At 41.8% G+C, this 16,379-nt stretch carries 16 protein-coding genes; 7 read left to right on the top strand and 9 right to left on the bottom strand.

Annotation, left to right across the window (positions count from 1 at the left end; translation table 11 throughout):
* Window positions 1-9 precede the first annotated feature (9 nt).
* From holA to gatC, 5 genes are all read right to left on the bottom strand, one after another.
* On the bottom strand, window positions 10-993 hold the full coding sequence (gene holA / locus H3U82_RS03835; RefSeq protein ID WP_198209298.1) for a DNA polymerase III subunit delta: 984 nt from the start codon (window positions 991-993) through the stop codon (window positions 10-12).
* Window positions 990-1,475: an LPS assembly lipoprotein LptE gene (lptE, locus tag H3U82_RS03830; protein WP_198209296.1), complete on the bottom strand. Its 486-nt coding sequence runs from the start codon at window positions 1,473-1,475 to the stop codon at window positions 990-992. The genes holA and lptE overlap by 4 nt, the downstream gene beginning before the upstream one ends.
* 18 nt (window positions 1,476-1,493) lie before the next feature.
* Window positions 1,494-2,936: an Asp-tRNA(Asn)/Glu-tRNA(Gln) amidotransferase subunit GatB gene (gene gatB, locus H3U82_RS03825; RefSeq protein WP_255518448.1), complete on the bottom strand. Its 1,443-nt coding sequence runs from the start codon at window positions 2,934-2,936 to the stop codon at window positions 1,494-1,496.
* A gap of 15 nt (window positions 2,937-2,951) precedes the next feature.
* Window positions 2,952-4,409, bottom strand: coding sequence for an Asp-tRNA(Asn)/Glu-tRNA(Gln) amidotransferase subunit GatA (gene gatA, locus H3U82_RS03820; RefSeq protein WP_198209292.1), 1,458 nt, complete (start codon window positions 4,407-4,409; stop codon window positions 2,952-2,954).
* Window positions 4,410-4,499: 90 nt separating this feature from the next.
* Window positions 4,500-4,787 (bottom strand): Asp-tRNA(Asn)/Glu-tRNA(Gln) amidotransferase subunit GatC, encoded by a 288-nt coding sequence (gene gatC, locus H3U82_RS03815; RefSeq protein WP_025330698.1) that lies wholly within the window; start codon window positions 4,785-4,787, stop codon window positions 4,500-4,502.
* 190 nt (window positions 4,788-4,977) lie between these two features.
* Between gatC and H3U82_RS03810 the strand changes: the two genes are divergently transcribed.
* From H3U82_RS03810 to rodA, 5 genes are read left to right on the top strand one after another with little or no spacing between them, the layout of a single operon-like run.
* A complete protein-coding gene (locus H3U82_RS03810) occupies window positions 4,978-6,015 on the top strand; it encodes a rod shape-determining protein (protein WP_025330699.1) in 1,038 nt (345 codons plus the stop codon).
* A 32-nt stretch (window positions 6,016-6,047) separates the two neighbouring features.
* Window positions 6,048-6,938 carry a rod shape-determining protein MreC gene (gene mreC, locus H3U82_RS03805; RefSeq protein ID WP_198209290.1) on the top strand — a complete coding sequence of 297 codons (891 nt, stop codon included), beginning with the start codon at window positions 6,048-6,050 and terminating at the stop codon, window positions 6,936-6,938.
* The gene (gene mreD / locus H3U82_RS03800; RefSeq protein ID WP_198209287.1) at window positions 6,931-7,428 is read left to right on the top strand and encodes a rod shape-determining protein MreD; all 498 of its coding nucleotides are present in this window, start codon (window positions 6,931-6,933) and stop codon (window positions 7,426-7,428) included. The genes mreC and mreD overlap by 8 nt, the downstream gene beginning before the upstream one ends.
* Window positions 7,425-9,464 carry a penicillin-binding protein 2 gene (mrdA, locus tag H3U82_RS03795; protein WP_078475591.1) on the top strand — a complete coding sequence of 680 codons (2,040 nt, stop codon included), beginning with the start codon at window positions 7,425-7,427 and terminating at the stop codon, window positions 9,462-9,464. Before mreD ends, mrdA begins: the two co-directional genes overlap by 4 nt.
* An 8-nt stretch (window positions 9,465-9,472) precedes the next feature.
* A complete protein-coding gene (gene rodA / locus H3U82_RS03790; protein WP_041880167.1) occupies window positions 9,473-10,579 on the top strand; it encodes a rod shape-determining protein RodA in 1,107 nt (368 codons plus the stop codon).
* Window positions 10,580-10,717: 138 nt separating this feature from the next.
* On the opposite strand, the gene clpP is transcribed toward rodA, so the two are convergent.
* The 4 genes from clpP to H3U82_RS03770 all read right to left on the bottom strand — a co-directional run bounded on the left by clpP (window position 10,718) and on the right by H3U82_RS03770 (window position 14,653).
* On the bottom strand, window positions 10,718-11,329 hold the full coding sequence (clpP, locus tag H3U82_RS03785) for an ATP-dependent Clp endopeptidase proteolytic subunit ClpP (RefSeq protein WP_025330704.1): 612 nt from the start codon (window positions 11,327-11,329) through the stop codon (window positions 10,718-10,720).
* A gap of 85 nt (window positions 11,330-11,414) precedes the next feature.
* Window positions 11,415-12,734, bottom strand: a complete 1,320-nt coding sequence (tig, locus tag H3U82_RS03780; RefSeq protein ID WP_198209284.1) for a trigger factor — start codon at window positions 12,732-12,734, stop codon at window positions 11,415-11,417.
* 174 nt (window positions 12,735-12,908) lie between these two features.
* The gene (locus H3U82_RS03775; protein ID WP_025330706.1) at window positions 12,909-13,775 is read right to left on the bottom strand and encodes a DUF1853 family protein; all 867 of its coding nucleotides are present in this window, start codon (window positions 13,773-13,775) and stop codon (window positions 12,909-12,911) included.
* A 44-nt stretch (window positions 13,776-13,819) separates the two neighbouring features.
* Window positions 13,820-14,653: an RNA methyltransferase gene (locus H3U82_RS03770; RefSeq protein ID WP_232336099.1), complete on the bottom strand. Its 834-nt coding sequence runs from the start codon at window positions 14,651-14,653 to the stop codon at window positions 13,820-13,822.
* A 204-nt stretch (window positions 14,654-14,857) separates the two neighbouring features.
* On the opposite strand from H3U82_RS03770, the gene H3U82_RS03765 reads away from it, so the two are divergent.
* Window positions 14,858-15,649 carry an inositol monophosphatase family protein gene (locus tag H3U82_RS03765; protein ID WP_198206504.1) on the top strand — a complete coding sequence of 264 codons (792 nt, stop codon included), beginning with the start codon at window positions 14,858-14,860 and terminating at the stop codon, window positions 15,647-15,649.
* An 80-nt stretch (window positions 15,650-15,729) separates the two neighbouring features.
* A complete protein-coding gene (locus tag H3U82_RS03760; RefSeq protein ID WP_157784901.1) occupies window positions 15,730-16,185 on the top strand; it encodes a copper chaperone PCu(A)C in 456 nt (151 codons plus the stop codon).
* Window positions 16,186-16,379 lie beyond the last annotated feature (194 nt).

Genomic DNA, 16,379 nt, shown 5'->3' with positions numbered 1-16,379 from the left:
GAATAATGTTCAGATGGTCATAGACAGAAAAAGGTGTTTGATTTCTGCCCATGCATTACCTTCTTCTGCACCTTTAATTTGTCGGTCGATATACGCACATATCTGTAAAGCTTCAAGAAGACGTCTGATGCCGATACGTCTGGCAGCCTGTGGTGCTAAAGTCTGTTTTTCACCCCATAAACGCAGACTCTGACGCATTTCACTGATTGATTTGCCTTGCTTTAATGCTGCAAGTAAGCGTATGAGAGTACGAATATCCTCACTGATAACCCATAATAATAGTACCGGTTCATTTCCCTCCGATGCAAGACCTTCCAGTAAACGTAATACGCGCTCTGAGTTTCCGCTCATCCATGCTGCTGACAATTGAAAGATATCAAAACGTGCTACGTTGGCTACTGCTGTCTGTGCTTCCTCCAGAGTGACAGTATGTCCGGCCGGATTAATTAGAGCCAGTTTATCGATTTCCTGCTTTGCGGCTAAAAGATTGCCTTCCACTTTCTCTGCAAACAGGGCAAGTGCATCATTATCGATATTCAGATTCTGAGCCGCCAGCCGATTTTTTATCCACTGGGGTAATGCATTTTGATTAATTGCTTTTGCCTCAAATATCTGAGCATTTTTTGCCCAGCTTGAAAACCATTTACTCTGTGTTTGTAATCGTTCCAGTTTAGGAAGTATTAAAAGCAGGCAGGTACTTTCCGGCAATTGTTCAGCCAATTGTTGTAATACTGCAGTTCCTTCTTTGCTGGGTTTACCAGAGGGAATATGAATTTCCAGTAATTTTTTATCAGCAAATAATCCAACGGAATGGACTGAGGACAGAAGTGATGTCCAGTCGAAACCGGTTTCTATGGTGATAACTTCGCGTTCATTATATTGCTGAATGCGTGCAGCTGAACGGATAGTGTCTAGAGCCTCTATTCGCAATAATTCTTCTTCACCGTGAATCAGATATGCTGCAGACAGAGGCTGGACTGATAAATTACTCATTCCTTACTGATTACAGGCAGAAAAGCCAGGCGGCGTACAATCTGTTCAGCAGCATCTGTGCGCATATCATGCCAAATCATACGTTGTTCGTCTTCTTTTGCCAGTACCTCGTGATCAGAATAATTCATATAACGGTGTACGATAACCTGAATCGGATCCCCTAAAGGCTGATTGTTACGATAGGCTTGTACATTCACATTCAGTGTGAGCAGGTATTCGCTGGTTCCACCGGATAAATCTACGGCTGAAGTAGCTGAATTTTGTGTTGCTGAAATGACTTTTACCACTACATCCGGATATTCATTATCTACGATAACATCAGGCTGACGCCGTAGTACACCCTCCAGAGCCCGCTGCATATTACCGCCTTCAATCTTCCAGCTATGATATGGCATGGGCGTATCGAATCCAGAAGTTCCTTTCAGATGGAATCCGCAGCCTGTTAATACGAACAGAGTAGTCAATAGCAGCCATTTTTTCATATTTGAACCTTATCTTGCTTATGCCAGTTTGCTATGAAGTAAAGACTGAACTTGCTGAGGGTTGGCTTTACCTCGAGAAGCCTTCATTACCTGCCCTACTAGAGCATTAAAAGCTTTTTCCTTGCCGGATTTGAATTCTTCTACAGATTTTTGATTATTGACGAGTACTTCATCAATAATTTTTTCAAGGGCACCTGTATCCGTCATCTGTTTCAAACCATCACGTTCGATAATGGCATCAGCAGTAAGATCACTGTTCCACATGGTTTCAAATACCTGTTTAGCCAGTTTATTGCTTAAGGTATTATCCGCAATTCTATTTGTTAAACCGGCAAGACGTTCTGCACTAATCGGGCTTTCAGAAATATCTATTCCGGCCTTATTCAGAGCAGCTGCAAGTTCTCCAAGCATCCAGTTAGCAACCAGTTTGCCGTGACCATGAAGTTTTGCGGCCTGTTCAAACCAGTTTGCCTGTATATGATTGCTAGTTAATAATCGTGCATCATAATCAGAAATACCATATTGATCGATAAAACGGTCGGCCATCTCTTTAGGTAGTTCAGGCATGCCTGCCTTAGCTGCATCAAGCATGGCATCGGTAATGATCACTGGTAATAAATCAGGGTCAGGAAAATAACGGTAATCATGAGCATCTTCTTTACTGCGCATGGCGCGAGTTTCACCCTTGTTCGGATCAAACAAACGTGTTTGCTGAATGACTTTACCGCCGTCTTCAATTAATTCAATTTGTCGTTCCACTTCATAATTAATGGCTTGTTCCAGAAAGCGGAATGAGTTCAGATTTTTAATTTCACAACGGGTGCCAAATTCAGTCTGTCCTTTCGGACGTACTGAAACATTGGCATCAATACGGAAAGAACCTTCTGCCATATTACCGTCACATATGCCTAACCAGGTTACCAGGCTATGCATTGTTTTAGCATAAGCAACAGCATCTGCTGCTGAGCGCATTTCCGGTTCTGACACGACTTCCAGTAACGGAGTACCAGCCCGGTTTAAATCTATTCCGGTATAGTGTTCAAATTCATCATGGATGGATTTACCGGCATCTTCTTCCATATGAGCTCTGGTAACATTAATGGTTTTAACTTCATTGCCAACCACGATTTCAAGTTTTCCGTGCTCAACTATCGGCAAATCAAGCTGACTAATCTGATAACCTTTAGGTAAGTCCGGATAAAAGTAGTTTTTCCGGTCAAAAACATTTTTCCGGTTAATATTCGCACCTAAAGCCAATCCAAGTTTAATGGCCTTGTTTACTACATCACGATTCATTACTGGTAAGGCACCAGGCAGCGCGCAATCCACAACATTGGCCTGAGCATTGGGTGCTGCGCCAAATGCAGTAGATGATCCACTAAAAATTTTGGAACGCGTGTTTAACTGAACGTGGATTTCCAGACCGATTACTGTTTCCCAATTCATTCTATCTTCTTTCAATTCGTATACTGGCAATTATTGTACAAATGGAGTTCTGGTATGCCAGTCACTATGTTGCTGAATCTGGTGTGCAATACCTAGCAGACGGCTTTCTGCGAAATAATTACCGATAAGCTGAGCGCCTACGGGTAATCCGTTTGTGGTAAATCCTGCAGGCAGAGAAATACCCGGCAAACCGGCAAGGTTTAAAGAAACGGTGTAAATATCTGAAAGATACATTTCAACAGGATCACTATTATGGCTTTCTAATAATGGTGCTGCAGTAGGCGCAACCGGAGCCAGAATAATATCGCACTGTTTTAATGCTGCCTGGAAATCGTTTGCAACCATTCTGCGTAATTTTTGTGCTTTCAGGTAGTAAGCATCATAGTAACCGTGAGATAAAACATAAGTGCCTATCATAATGCGGCGTTTTACTTCAGACCCGAAACCTTCGGCACGGGTATTACTGTACATTTCGTCCAGATTACCGAATTCAGCAGCGCGATGTCCATAACGAACACCGTCGTAGCGTGATAGGTTTGTACTGGCTTCAGCTGAAGCCAGTACATAATAGGCAGGAATGGATAGTTCTGTATGTGGTAAAGTAATATCTACAATTTCCGCACCCAGTTTTTTGAGTACTTCTACAACACTATCAATTGATGAATGTACTTGTGCGTCCAGACCTTTGCCAAAAAATTCGCGCGGCAGACCTACTTTTAAACCTTGTAACGATTGATTTAAATCGCGGGTATAGTCCTCTTTGTTACGCTCAATACTGGTAGAGTCCCGCTCATCAAAACTCGCCATACTATTCATTAACAAGGCGCAATCTTCTGCTGTCTGAGCCATTGGTCCGGCCTGATCAAAACTGGAAGCATATGCAACCATACCGAAACGGCTAACTACACCATAGGTAGGTTTCAGACCAGTAATACCACAGTGTGAGGCAGGCTGACGAATGGAGCCGCCAGTATCTGAACCTAGCGCAACCGGTGCAAGCCGCGCAGCCACGGCTGCTGCTGAACCACCTGAGGAACCACCCGGAACATGATTAAGCTGCCAGGGATTGTGAGTTATACCATAGTAGGAAGACTCAGTTGTTGAACCCATGGCAAATTCATCCATATTGGTTCTGCCTAGGGTTACCATACCTGCATCAAGCAAATTCTGAACTACTGTTGCTGTATAAGGTGCAGTAAAAGTATCCAGCATTTTGCTTGAACAGGCACTGCGCCATCCCTGCTGGCAGAATATATCTTTATAGGCTATGGGTACACCAGTTAATACATTTGCGGAACCCTGCGCCAAACATGCATCAGCAGCCTTAGCTTCAGCAATAGTGCGTTCTTTATCCAGTGTGATATAGGCATTAAGACTGGCATTTTCACTTTCAATTGCAGCCAGATACTCCTGCGCCAATTCGACAGCTGAAGCCTGTTTTGATTGCAGTAAATCACTGCACTGTTTTAATGTATAATTTTTTGGCATAGTGGTTATATAACTTTCAGGCAACAATGTCTGTAGTTACCTGCAATAAATTTAAATATGAATGAACAAGTCATTGTGGTAAGGGTTGAGTTATTCAATAACCTTAGGTACAAGATATAAATCCCTGTCTACTAGCGGTGCGCATGATTGGATTGCATGATGCTCGTCTTTTTCAGTAACTGCATCGTCGCGTAAACGCAAGGCCAGTTCATGCGGGTGTGCCATCGGTTCAATCCCGTCAGTATTGACTTCTTGCATTTTTTCGACCAGATCGAATACATGGTTTAGCTCTGTCAGCATGTTATTTCGCTCTGCTTCTGAAAGACTCAAGCGAGAGAGGCGTGCGAGCTTATCTACATCACTTAATGTTAAAGCCATCAAAAATCCTTAAATTTGATTTAGCAAAACGGGCAAACTGCGGTATCATTGCGCGTTCTGATTCGGTTGTTACATAATATAGAATTATAACCGAAAACCCTATTCTTTGGCGTACTGATTTGCTGAGTACAGTGCGCCGCAAAACTGCTTTTGCCATACTTATAATTTAAAAGTTCATTAGGACATCCTCATGTTTCGCTTTTTTTCCAAATATTTATCCAATGATCTGGCTATTGATCTTGGTACCGCCAACACTTTGATTTTTATTAAAAATAAGGGTATTGTTTTAAACGAGCCGTCTGTAGTGGCCGTGCAAAATGACACCATAAATGCTAAAAACGGCATGCTGGCTGTGGGAACAGCAGCAAAGAAAATGCTGGGGCGTACGCCGGGAAGCATTCAGGCAATACGACCTATGAAAGATGGTGTGATTGCTGACTTTAATGTCACTGAAAAAATGCTCAAGCAATTTATCAAAAAGGTAAACAACAGCCGGTTTACAGCTCCCCGAATCGTTATTTGTGTTCCATGCGGTTCAACTCAGGTAGAACGTAAAGCTATTCGTGATTCAGCTCTGGCAGCCGGCGCATCGATTGTAAATCTGATTGAAGAGCCTATGGCAGCAGCAATTGGTGCTGGTTTGCCTATTGAAGAACCAACAGGCTCAATGGTTGTGGATATTGGTGGCGGAACAACTGAAGTTGGTGTGATTTCTTTATCTGGTGTGGTTTATTCTCACTCAATCCGCGTAGGTGGTGATGCATTTGATGATGCCATTATTAACTATGTGCGCCGCAATTATGGCATGCTAATTGGTGAATCTACTGCTGAAGAAATTAAGAAAAATATCGGTTCTGCTTTTCCCGGTATGGAAGTAAAAGAAATTGAAGTAAAAGGCCGCAATCTGGCAGAAGGTATTCCTCGTGCTTTTACAATCAGTTCGAATGAAGTTTTGGAAGCGCTGACTGAACCACTTAATCAGATTGTACAGGCAGTTAAAAATGCTTTGGAGCAGACTCCCCCAGAGCTGGGTGCGGATATTGCCGACCGTGGTTTGGTGTTAACCGGAGGCGGCGCTTTGCTTAAAGGTTTGGATCGTTTGCTTTCTGAGGAAACCGGCTTGCCTGTTATGATTGCAGAAGACCCGCTGACATGTGTTGCACGGGGTTCTGGTCATGCATTGGATATGATTGGTAAAATGAACTCTGTATTTGTATCCAATCCGTAAATGCAGCACTGTTTATCAGACATAAGATAATAATGGCAGAGCCTTCACTCAATTTTGTACACAATGGTCTGCGCAGTACCAGTAAACTGGTTGTACTGTCACTGTTAGCAGTTGTATTGCTGTTGCTTGATAACCGGTATGATGTGGTTAAAATTAGCCGCAATTATATCGGTACCGCATTATATCCGTTACAGTGGCTGGCTATGCAGCCGGTTAATGCTGTATCTAATGGTATGGTGTTTCTTGAAAAGCAGCAGAATCTGAGCGATGAAAACAAATTGTTGAAGGCTCAAAATGCGCAGCTTAAATTACAAATTAGTCAGCGTGACGTACAGTTAAAATCAGTAATCAGTCTTGATCATCTGACTCAGCTTCAGAAAGCAGCATTACCTCAGGCACAGATTGCACAGATTGTATCAAGTGATACTAATCCGCTGACTGACCGCTTCATTATAGATAAAGGCAGTCATCATCAAATTCGACAGGGTGATGCTGTAAGTGATGAACATGGTCTGATTGGTCAGATTACAGCTGTTCAGCCATTGAGTTCTGAAGTGACACTAATTACCAATAGTAATGCAGTTATTCCGGCGATGGTAATGCGTACTGGAGTACGCACACTGGTTTATGGCCGTTCAGGTAGTTTGGATCTGCGTTACTTTCCGGCTAATGCCAGCCTGTTACGTAATGATTTACTGGTTACTTCAGGCATGGACAGTATTTATCCTGCCGGAATACCTATTGCCACTGTCATACAAGCGCAGAGTGGTAATGGTTCACCCTATTACCGGACACAGATTGAACCTGTAGCGCAACTGCGCAATAGTAATTTTGTGCTGGTTATCCCGCAAAAGCATACGCAGATAGTTGATCATTATGCTGATGCAACAGCCACTAATACTTTATCCATCAATCATGACTGAAGTTGACAGCTTGCACCGCCATACCAGAAAAAGGCTTATTGTACTAAGCTTAGTAATTGCATTATTTCTGGATCTGATTCCGTTTCCTCAGCCTCTGGCTGGCTGCCTGCCTGCATTTACAGTCATGATGACATTGTATTGGAGCTTGCACCGACCACAAAATATCGGTATCGGTATGGCTTTTGTATTAGGACTGCTCTTGGATGTGGGAATTGGTACTCCGTTCGGGCAACATGCATTAGGCTTGATGGCAGCTGTCTATCTGATTGAACAAAACAGGCATCAGATGCTTGGTTATTCTTATGCTTACCAGGCTCTGACTATTTTCGGGAGTCTGATGTTAATGACTCTGATTTTAGTGGTTGTACACTTCTTTTCGACCCATCAGTTTAGTGGCTGGAATCTGTTTGTTTCACCATTTATCAGTGCTCTGCTCTGGCCTCTTTTATCTAAATTCATGCTTTATCTCGCCTATTCAAGACGTCTATGAAAGCACTGCAATTCCGAACTAAAAAAAAGCGTGTATCTAAACCTGCGCAAAATGGCGATCTGGGTTTACGGATTGCAGTAGCCTTTGCTTTGATTATTATTTGTTTTTCTATGCTGATTGCCAGGTTTGTATACTTACAGGTAATCAAATATGATGAATATGTCATTGCCGCTACTAATAATCGTATCTCATTAATTCCTACGCCACCCATTCGTGGAGAAATAGTTGATGTTAATGGCGTGGTACTGGCACATAATTATCCCGCTTATTCTCTTGAGATAACCCCTAATCAGATACCGGGTAAACTCGAAGATACAATTAATGCCTTGCGCAACTATGTGGACATTACCCCCAGCGATATGAAGCGGTTTAATAAATTCCGTGCAGAATACCGTTCTTATGAAAAAGTACCTTTAAAACTTAAGTTAACAATGGAAGAAGCCAGCCGTCTGGCTGCTGAGCTTTATCGTTTTCCGGGTGTTGAGATTAATGCGCGAACATTTCGCGATTATCCTTATGGCGAATTACTTGCTCATATCGTAGGCTATATCGGCCGGATCAGCGACCGTGATATGGCAGCTCTTGACAAAGCAGAACTGACGACACTGTATCGTGGTAGTACTCATATAGGAAAAATGGGGCTGGAAGAATACTATGAACGGCAATTACATGGTATTCCGGGTTATCGTGAAGTTGAAAAGGATGCGCAGGGACATATTGTTCGTACTATTAAAACAGTGCCGGCAGTACCCGGACAAACGCTTCGCCTGGGACTCGATATCCGTGTACAGCAAGAAGCAGACCGGTTGATGGGTGATAAACGTGGTGCTTTAGTTGCAATTAATCCGCAAACGGGTGCAATTCTGGCCATGGTATCCAAACCCAGCTATAACCCGAATCTGTTTATTGACGGAATCGATACTGATACGTGGAAAAGTCTGAATGAAGACTGGCGTCACCCGCTATTAAATCGTGCGACTCAGGGTATGTATCCTCCCGGATCTACATTTAAGCCTTTTCTGGCAATGGCTGCTTTGGAAAGTGGCAAACTGACTCAGAGTACAGTTTTACCTGCTCCGGGGTTTTGGAGTATTCCCGGATCAACCCATCAGTTCAGGGATGCTGCGCGAGGGGGTCATGGGTCAGCCAATCTGAATAAAGCTATTCAGGTTTCGTCAGATACATTTTTTTACCGTCTGGGCTATGAAATGGGGGTGGATCGTATGTCACCTTATTTAGCTGAGTTTAATCTTGGTAAGCAGACGGGTATTGATATAAATCATGAATATGCTGGTGTATTGCCAACACGCGCTTGGAAAGAAAAAAGATTTGCCCGTTCTAAACCTCAAGCACGCGTATGGCAGCCGGCTGATAGTGTGAGCATGGCCATCGGTCAGGGCTATAATGCGTATACTCCTCTGCAGATGGCTTTTGCTACAGCAATTCTCAGTAATGATGGTGTTGTTTACCGCCCTCATTTAGTTCAGGCATTACTTGACCATAATTCGAAAAAAATGACTTTAATCGATCCGCAACCGGTTAGAACTGTCCCTTTCAAACGTGGCAATTTTGAATATGTTAAAGATGCTATGCAAAAAGTATTAAAACCGGGCGGTACGGCCGCGGCAGTGGGTTCGGGTCTAGCTTATACTATGGGCGGCAAAACCGGTACTGCCCAGGTCGTGCAGATTAAACAAGGTGCACGTTATAATGCGGCAGCATTAAAAGTACAGCTGAGAGACCATGCATGGTTTATTGCATTTGCGCCTGCAGATAAGCCACAGATAGCGATTGCAGTTATTCTTGAAAACAATGGTTGGGGTGCTACAGCGGCTCCTCTGGCTCGTCAATTAGCTGATTTTTATCTTTTGAAATTAAAAAATCTCCCTAGTGCAAAAGAAGCGACTAATTCTGCTGATTTACCGGTGAATGATTTATCCAATAATGCCATGATGGATGCAAAACAACATAATGAGCATAGTCAGACTGACTTACCTCCGTTATTGCGTGCTTATCGTCCTCAGCCAGGCCTGTGAGATAAACTATGATCAATGAACAAAAATGGTTTAAACGTCTCTGGATCAAGCTCTGGGCACCGATGGATGTATGGCTTTTTTATGCCATGTTGATTATTTATGTAATGAGTTTGTTTTTGCTTTATTCTGCCGATGGTCAGGATTTTGGTCAGCTTGAAAATAAGACTCTGCATACTATTCTAAGTTTTATTTTACTATGGGTTATTGCGCGTACTCCTCCTCAGATATTAAGTAATTTTGCTTTACCTGCATATTGTTTGGGGATTTTGCTATTAATTGGGGTACATTTTGCCGGAATTACGGTAAATGGTTCAACACGATGGCTGAATGTTGGTGTAGCCCGTATTCAGCCTTCAGAAATTATGAAAATTGCTGTCCCGATGCTGATTGCATGGTACTTTCAGAAAAATGAAAGTAATATTCGCTGGTATCATTATATTATTGCTTTTGTACTGATATTTATTCCGGTAGCACTGATTTTAAAACAGCCGGACTTGGGGACTGCTACTCTGATTATGGCTTCAGGTCTGTTCGTGATATTTTTTGCCGGTTTACCGTGGAAAGTTATCATTTCAGCAATTATTGGTTTCGTTGCCATGCTGCCATTGATCTGGAATTACGGTATGCATGATTATCAGCGTATGCGTGTATTGACTTTACTGGATCCAACTAAAGACCGGCTGGGTGCCGGATATCATATTCTCCAATCCATGACAGCAATTGGTTCTGGCGGAATATGGGGCAAAGGATGGTTAGAAGGTTCGCAAACTCATTTAGATTATATTCCTGAATCAACTACAGACTTTATTTTTGCGGTGTTTGGAGAAGAGTTTGGCCTGATAGGAAATATTTTACTGGTAACCGTATATACGTTTATTCTTGTGCGTGGCCTTTATATTACCTTTAAAGCGCCAACTCTATATTGCCGAACACTGGCCGGTGCATTAACCATGACCCTTTTTTGCTATGCATTTGTAAATATGGGTATGGTTAGCGGGATATTACCTGTGGTAGGAGTGCCTTTGCCATTGGTAAGCTATGGTGGTACAGCTACTTTATCGGTAATGGTAATCTTAGCTATGCTGATGGGTATAAGCAATCAGCGTAAACAATAATATTCTATTTATTTATTCAAGATAAAAATAATGTTAGCTTACATGTTATAAATACTACAATAAAAAACGAAACCTTGTTCGAAGGTTTCGTTTTCTAATGTATTAGATATACTATCTAATTGACTGCTTTTGAAAATTTTATTTAGGTCTGTGAACTAGTACTTCATCTATCAAACCATATTTTTTTGCTTCTTCAGCTGACATAAAATTATCACGGTCGGTATCTTTTTCAATCTGTTCAAGCTTTTGTCCGGTATGACGGGCAAGGTGCTCGTTTAATTGTTTTTTCAGTTTAAGTAACTCACGTGCGTGGATTTCAATGTCTGAGGCCTGACCACCTAATCCGCCACTGATAAGCGGCTGGTGAATCATAACGCGACTATTAGGCAGGGCAAAGCGTTTACCTTTAGCCCCTGCAGAAAGTAAAAAAGCACCCATACTGGCGGCCTGTCCCAGGCACAAAGTTGCTACATCGGGCTTAATAAAATTCATCGTATCAAAAATTGACATGCCTGCTGTAACTGAGCCACCCGGAGAATTAATGTAAAGAGAAATATCCTTGTCAGGATTTTCACTTTCCAGAAATAATAACTGGGCAACCACAAGATTGGCAGTTTCATCGGTAACCGGTCCCACCATAAAAATAATGCGCTCTTTAAGCAGGCGTGAATAAATGTCGTATGCACGTTCGCCGCGGCCGCTCTGTTCTACTACCATAGGTACCAGACCCAGATTTTCAATATGTGACATATTTTTTCCTCAGTTGAAATAAAAGCACCTAAGCAGCTTTGCAACTACTTCGGTGCTTGGTCATATCAGATTATGTATTTTAGATTCAGGCTTGGACCTGCTGACCCATCACTTCATCAAAAGTCAGTACTTTATCAGTCACTTTTGCTTTGCCTAATACATAATCAACTACATTCTGCTCAATGGCTAATGAAGTAGGTGCCTGAAGATTTTTTCTGTCGCTGTAGTACCAGTCGATAACTTCCTGCGGATCTTCATAGCTATCAGCAAATTCATTAATAACGTTACGCACCTGCTCTTCTGTTGGCTCAAGCTTTTCTTCACGAACCAATTCACCCATAATCAGGCTGATGGCAACACGACGATTAGCCTGTTCGTTAAACATGTCCAGAGGTAATTCCAGATCTTTCTGATCCATACCTTGAGCAGCAAAATTTTCTTTCATTCTTGCTGCCATGCTTTTAGCTTCTTCTGTAATCAGTGAGGAAGGTACTTCAATCGGTGTTGCAGCCAGTAATGCATTAATTGCACTGTCTTTAGTCATTTCGCTAACGCGACGGTTTACTTCACGGCTGACATTTTTTTTGATTTCAGCACGCATTTTTTCGACATCACCATCTTCAATACCAAGTGACTTGGCAAATTCTTCATTTACTTCGGGCAGAACTGCTTCAGAAACGTTTTTCAGAGTAATAGTGAAATTTGCAGTTTTTCCTGCCAGCTCTTTGCTTTGGTAATCTTCCGGAAAAGTAACGGCAACTTCTTTTACATCATCTTCTTTCATGCCAGCAATACCTGCTTCAAAATCCGGCAGCATCTGGCCTTTGCCCAGCATAAACGGATAATTTTCAGCAGTACCGCCAGCAAAGGCTTCACCGTCAATTTTACCGGCAAAATCAATAATAACCCGATCGCCTTCACGTGCCTCACGTTCAACATGATTAAAACGGGTACGCTGCTGGCGCAGAATATCAACAGTTTTATCTATTTCTGCATCACCGATTTCAGTGCTGAACTTCGTTACTTCCTGATTGCTTAAATCACCGACTTTGATTTCTGGAAATTCTTCAAATACTACGGCAATTTTATAAACTTTTTCATCATCCTGATCGGCATCTTCCAAAGCAGTCAGGCTTTTCAGACCAGCAACTTTTAGTTTTTCAGCTACAATGGTATCTTCAAATGCTTTATGGGTCATTTCGTTCAATACTTCATCACGAATACCATAGCCGTACATAGAGTCGATTATTCTCAGCGGTGCTTTACCGGGACGAAAGCCATCAACACGGGCACGTTTCTGTGCTACTTTCATGCGTGCGTTGACTTTTGCTCTGATGTCTTCCCAGTTCAGAGCCAAAATGATTTTACGCTCTAAATTATCTAATTTTTCTACTGTTACGCTCATCGTAAACCCTTAGATGTCAGTTGATCTGGTTTTGGTTTCATTTGTCTTAAGCTACTGCTTTTGGGCTGTACGCACACGGGCATTTACTCATGCAGACAAAAATTAAATGGCAAGTGTACCATAAGCCCTTACAAAAACCTATGTACTGATAAAAACACTTGCCGCTGTTCAGGTTTAGTTGTTTTTACAATTTGTTTTCATTATACGCTGCACTTCATGCCAGCAGCCGTCTGCACGCTCTTCAACCACTGCAACCATACCCTGGCGGATTTGCTTAATCTGATTGAAGGTAACTATAGCATTACTACTGATGCGTGCAGGAGACAGAAAAGATAAATGGTCAAGTACATAAAAACGACTATTTTCTGAGCATTTAAATTCATCCCAGTTTTCTACATAATACCCTTGCCAGCTCAAAGAATTTAATGGTGCTGGCAATTGTTGCTGTGGTTCAGGCATAAACAGCATACCGCGAATAATGCTGGCATGTTGCAATTGCTCATGCTCCAAAGATAAATCTTTCAGGATATTTTCAGCAGCAGGCTCCGTGCTTAACCTGAGCTGCTGCTGGATTTTATGCATTTTATTAATAAGCTGGTCTGTCGGATTCAGACCGGTAAAGTTTTCAAGTTGATTTGACCGGCTGCCATAATATTTAGTTGCTAACTCCAGATGGTAAATACTTTCGTTTAACTGTACGATAAAATCGAAAGCCCCCAATGTTTGCTGATTATGCTGAACCTGCACATTATGTGCAATCAGTCTGCTGTGCGGAGCATGTAAAAACCAATACCTGAGTAAACGTTCTGCATAAATGCCCAGGCGGCTCTGATATCCGCCATGTTTTTTCAGAAATAAATACAGGCTTTCAGGCTGCTCATCCAGAGAAAGTAAAAATCGGAATCCTTCATCTCCCAATAGTACTGAAACTGGTATCTCGGCAGATGATATCCATGGAGGTGGTGCCGTTAACAGACTGGCCAGATCGCGTACGATCGTTTTTTTTAAACGCCACCAAATCGGATCTGAAGAATAATTCATACTGGCACCCTTTTCTTTTGCAGACAAATATTTACAATATAATACTAATTTTGATTTTTTTGTAATTGCTGACTAACAGTATTGTAGAATCCGCGCAAGACATCGATATCTTCTGTGCTTAACTGTGCACGGTCGAACATTGCAGCCATGCGTCGCATCAGCCTTTTTTCATTGCGCCGGTTAAAGAAGCCGGCCAAATTCATTACCTGTTGTAAATGTTCTACCATACCGCTTGTTTGCTGATGAGTAGCCAGATTCTGTTCTTGTTTTAGATGTGTCATGCTGATATCAACATGGCTGAACAATTCATAACATATAATTTGCACCGCCTGGGCCAGATTAAGAGAAAAATAATCCGGATTACCATTAATAGTAATCAGACGATTGCAACTTTGAACTTCATCTATACTTAATCCAAAAGTTTCATTTCCAAATACCAGTGCTATTTGCTGACCTGTACCGGCTGCCGAAATTAATGAGGGCATGATTTCCCGCGGGGTATGTAGCGGAGCGGACAACTCACGCCGCCGGCTGGTTAAGGCGCAAGATAAAGTAGTATCTGCAAGAGCATCATCCAGTGTAGCGACAATCCGTGCATTTTCCAGTACATCACGAGCACCTGAGGCCAGGATAAAGCTTTCTTCAGGTAATACAAATGCAGCTGGATTGGCATAATCGAACTTAGCAGGTTCAGATGTCATCGGTGTTTGCATCAAATTCGGTGCAACAAGAGTAAGTCTGGTTAAACCCATTGTTTTCATGGCTCTTGCTGCAGATCCGATATTGGCAGGATGACTGGTTCGGCTAAGTACAATAGTAATGTTGTTGAGAAAATCCGGTAGAACAGGTTTATTCATATCAGTGATTAATACAGACATCTGCTGAATGCAGAAATTCTGCATATTATAGCAAAATCATGTCTCTCAATCTGCTATGAGAGCATAATTTTGGCAAAAACGCTTTTTGTCGTATAATTGGCAATATTCTGTTTATATTGCCGCAGTGTTTCTATGCGGCATTTGTTCTTTAAAATACCCATTGTATATCTGTTTTAGCTTTTAAGCCCTATCTCGAGAATTAGCATGAATCCTATATTAACTACTGCGTGGAAAGCAGCACGCAAAGCCGGCCAAATGATGCATCGCGCCAGCAGCAATTTAAACAACATTAAAATTGATAACAAAGCTGCTAATGATTTTGTTTCAGATGTAGACCGTGAGGCTGAGCATATTATTGTTAACACTATTCAGGAAGTCTATCCTCATCATGCTGTTTTGAGTGAAGAGGTTGGTCATTTAGGTAATACTAATGCGGAATATCAATGGATTATTGATCCGCTGGACGGTACAACCAATTATTTACACGGACATAAACAGTACGCTATTTCTATGGCTTTGCTGCATAAAGGTACTTTAGCCGAAGCACTGGTTTATGCACCGGAACAGAATGATTTATATGTTGCCAGCCGGGGTCAGGGCGCTTTGCTTAATGATAAACGTATTCGGGTTAGCAATCGAAGTGACTTATTGCGCAGCCTGATAGCCACAGGTTTTCCAGTTGTTGACCAAAGCATGATGGATACCTATCTGGCAATTTTAAAAGACGTACTGGCTAAAACAGCCGGTGGTCGCAGAGAAGGTTCTGCTGCTCTAGATTTATGTAATGTTGCCTGTGGCCGAGTTGACGGATATTTTGAGTTTAACCTGAAACCCTGGGATATTGCTGGTGGTGCTCTGATTGTGCAGGAAGCTGGTGGTATTGTTACTGATATGCATGGTGAACAAACTTGGTTGGATAGTGGGGATATTGTTGCTGCAAATCCCAAAATTCTTGCCCAGCTTTTACAAATTATTGCTCCGCATTTAGCTGTATAATGTTTTTTATGGCAACTTGCTCCGGTTAAGGTCATACGGGTACAACAAATTTTATATCTGCTTTTATAAAGATGATAATTATGAAAAAAATTTTGTTTTCGACTTTATTGGCTTCATATGCAGGTTTGGTATTGGCACAAGGTATTGCTGCTAATCATGCATGGGCACGGTTCAGTGTGCCGGGAATGTCTTCCAGTGGTGTATTTATGGATTTGGATAATCATTCAGGTAAAGATGATGTTTTACTGAGTGTATCCAGCCCGGTGGCTATGTCTGGTGAAGTGCATGAAACAACCGAAGTAGATGGCGTTATGAAAATGCGCCCTTTACCGCAAGGTTTGCCCTTACCTGCCGGTAAGGTGACCCAGCTTCAACCGGGGAAAATGCATATTATGTTAATGGGTTTAAAAAAGCCCTTAGTAAAAGGAACAACAATTCCGGTTCGTTTAACTTTTCGTTATGCCAAACCGTTAATGCTTAATGTTCCTGTCAGTGTCGGTTCTTCTGCTTCAGATAATCATCATATGCATCATTAGTTTTGCAGCCAGTCTGTTAAACAGGCTGGCATTTATCTTTATCTTACAATCTCTGGTCTTTCAATAGATTCGTTTACTTAATTGACTAAGCTGATTGTTGGCTTCTAATTTAATCAGTAGGATATTTTTATTTTATTGATTGAATTTGTTTTATATAAAAATATATTTTGTTTCTTTGTTCTGATGATAAATCA

Source organism: Snodgrassella sp. W8132, assembly GCF_016100865.1.
Lineage (GTDB): Bacteria > Pseudomonadota > Gammaproteobacteria > Burkholderiales > Neisseriaceae > Snodgrassella > Snodgrassella alvi.
The sequence above is the reverse complement of the archived record's forward strand: the minus strand, read 5'-3'. Positions and strand labels throughout refer to the sequence as shown.

Excerpts from the sequence above, each read along its gene's own strand:
- H3U82_RS03760 (WP_157784901.1), top strand. The coding sequence starts at position 15,730 with ATGAAAAAAATTTTGTTTTCGACTTTATTGGCTTCATATGCAGGTTTG.
- rodA (WP_041880167.1), top strand. The coding sequence starts at position 9,473 with ATGATCAATGAACAAAAATGGTTTAAACGTCTCTGGATCAAGCTCTGG.
- H3U82_RS03775 (WP_025330706.1), bottom strand. The coding sequence starts at position 13,775 with ATGAATTATTCTTCAGATCCGATTTGGTGGCGTTTAAAAAAAACGATC.
- mreC (WP_198209290.1), top strand. The coding sequence starts at position 6,048 with ATGGCAGAGCCTTCACTCAATTTTGTACACAATGGTCTGCGCAGTACC.
- holA (WP_198209298.1), bottom strand. The coding sequence starts at position 993 with ATGAGTAATTTATCAGTCCAGCCTCTGTCTGCAGCATATCTGATTCAC.
- H3U82_RS03770 (WP_232336099.1), bottom strand. The coding sequence starts at position 14,653 with ATGTCTGTATTAATCACTGATATGAATAAACCTGTTCTACCGGATTTT.
- H3U82_RS03765 (WP_198206504.1), top strand. The coding sequence starts at position 14,858 with ATGAATCCTATATTAACTACTGCGTGGAAAGCAGCACGCAAAGCCGGC.
- mreD (WP_198209287.1), top strand. The coding sequence starts at position 6,931 with ATGACTGAAGTTGACAGCTTGCACCGCCATACCAGAAAAAGGCTTATT.
- gatC (WP_025330698.1), bottom strand. The coding sequence starts at position 4,787 with ATGGCTTTAACATTAAGTGATGTAGATAAGCTCGCACGCCTCTCTCGC.
- clpP (WP_025330704.1), bottom strand. The coding sequence starts at position 11,329 with ATGTCACATATTGAAAATCTGGGTCTGGTACCTATGGTAGTAGAACAG.
- mrdA (WP_078475591.1), top strand. The coding sequence starts at position 7,425 with ATGAAAGCACTGCAATTCCGAACTAAAAAAAAGCGTGTATCTAAACCT.
- lptE (WP_198209296.1), bottom strand. The coding sequence starts at position 1,475 with ATGAAAAAATGGCTGCTATTGACTACTCTGTTCGTATTAACAGGCTGC.
- H3U82_RS03810 (WP_025330699.1), top strand. The coding sequence starts at position 4,978 with ATGTTTCGCTTTTTTTCCAAATATTTATCCAATGATCTGGCTATTGAT.
- gatA (WP_198209292.1), bottom strand. The coding sequence starts at position 4,409 with ATGCCAAAAAATTATACATTAAAACAGTGCAGTGATTTACTGCAATCA.
- tig (WP_198209284.1), bottom strand. The coding sequence starts at position 12,734 with ATGAGCGTAACAGTAGAAAAATTAGATAATTTAGAGCGTAAAATCATT.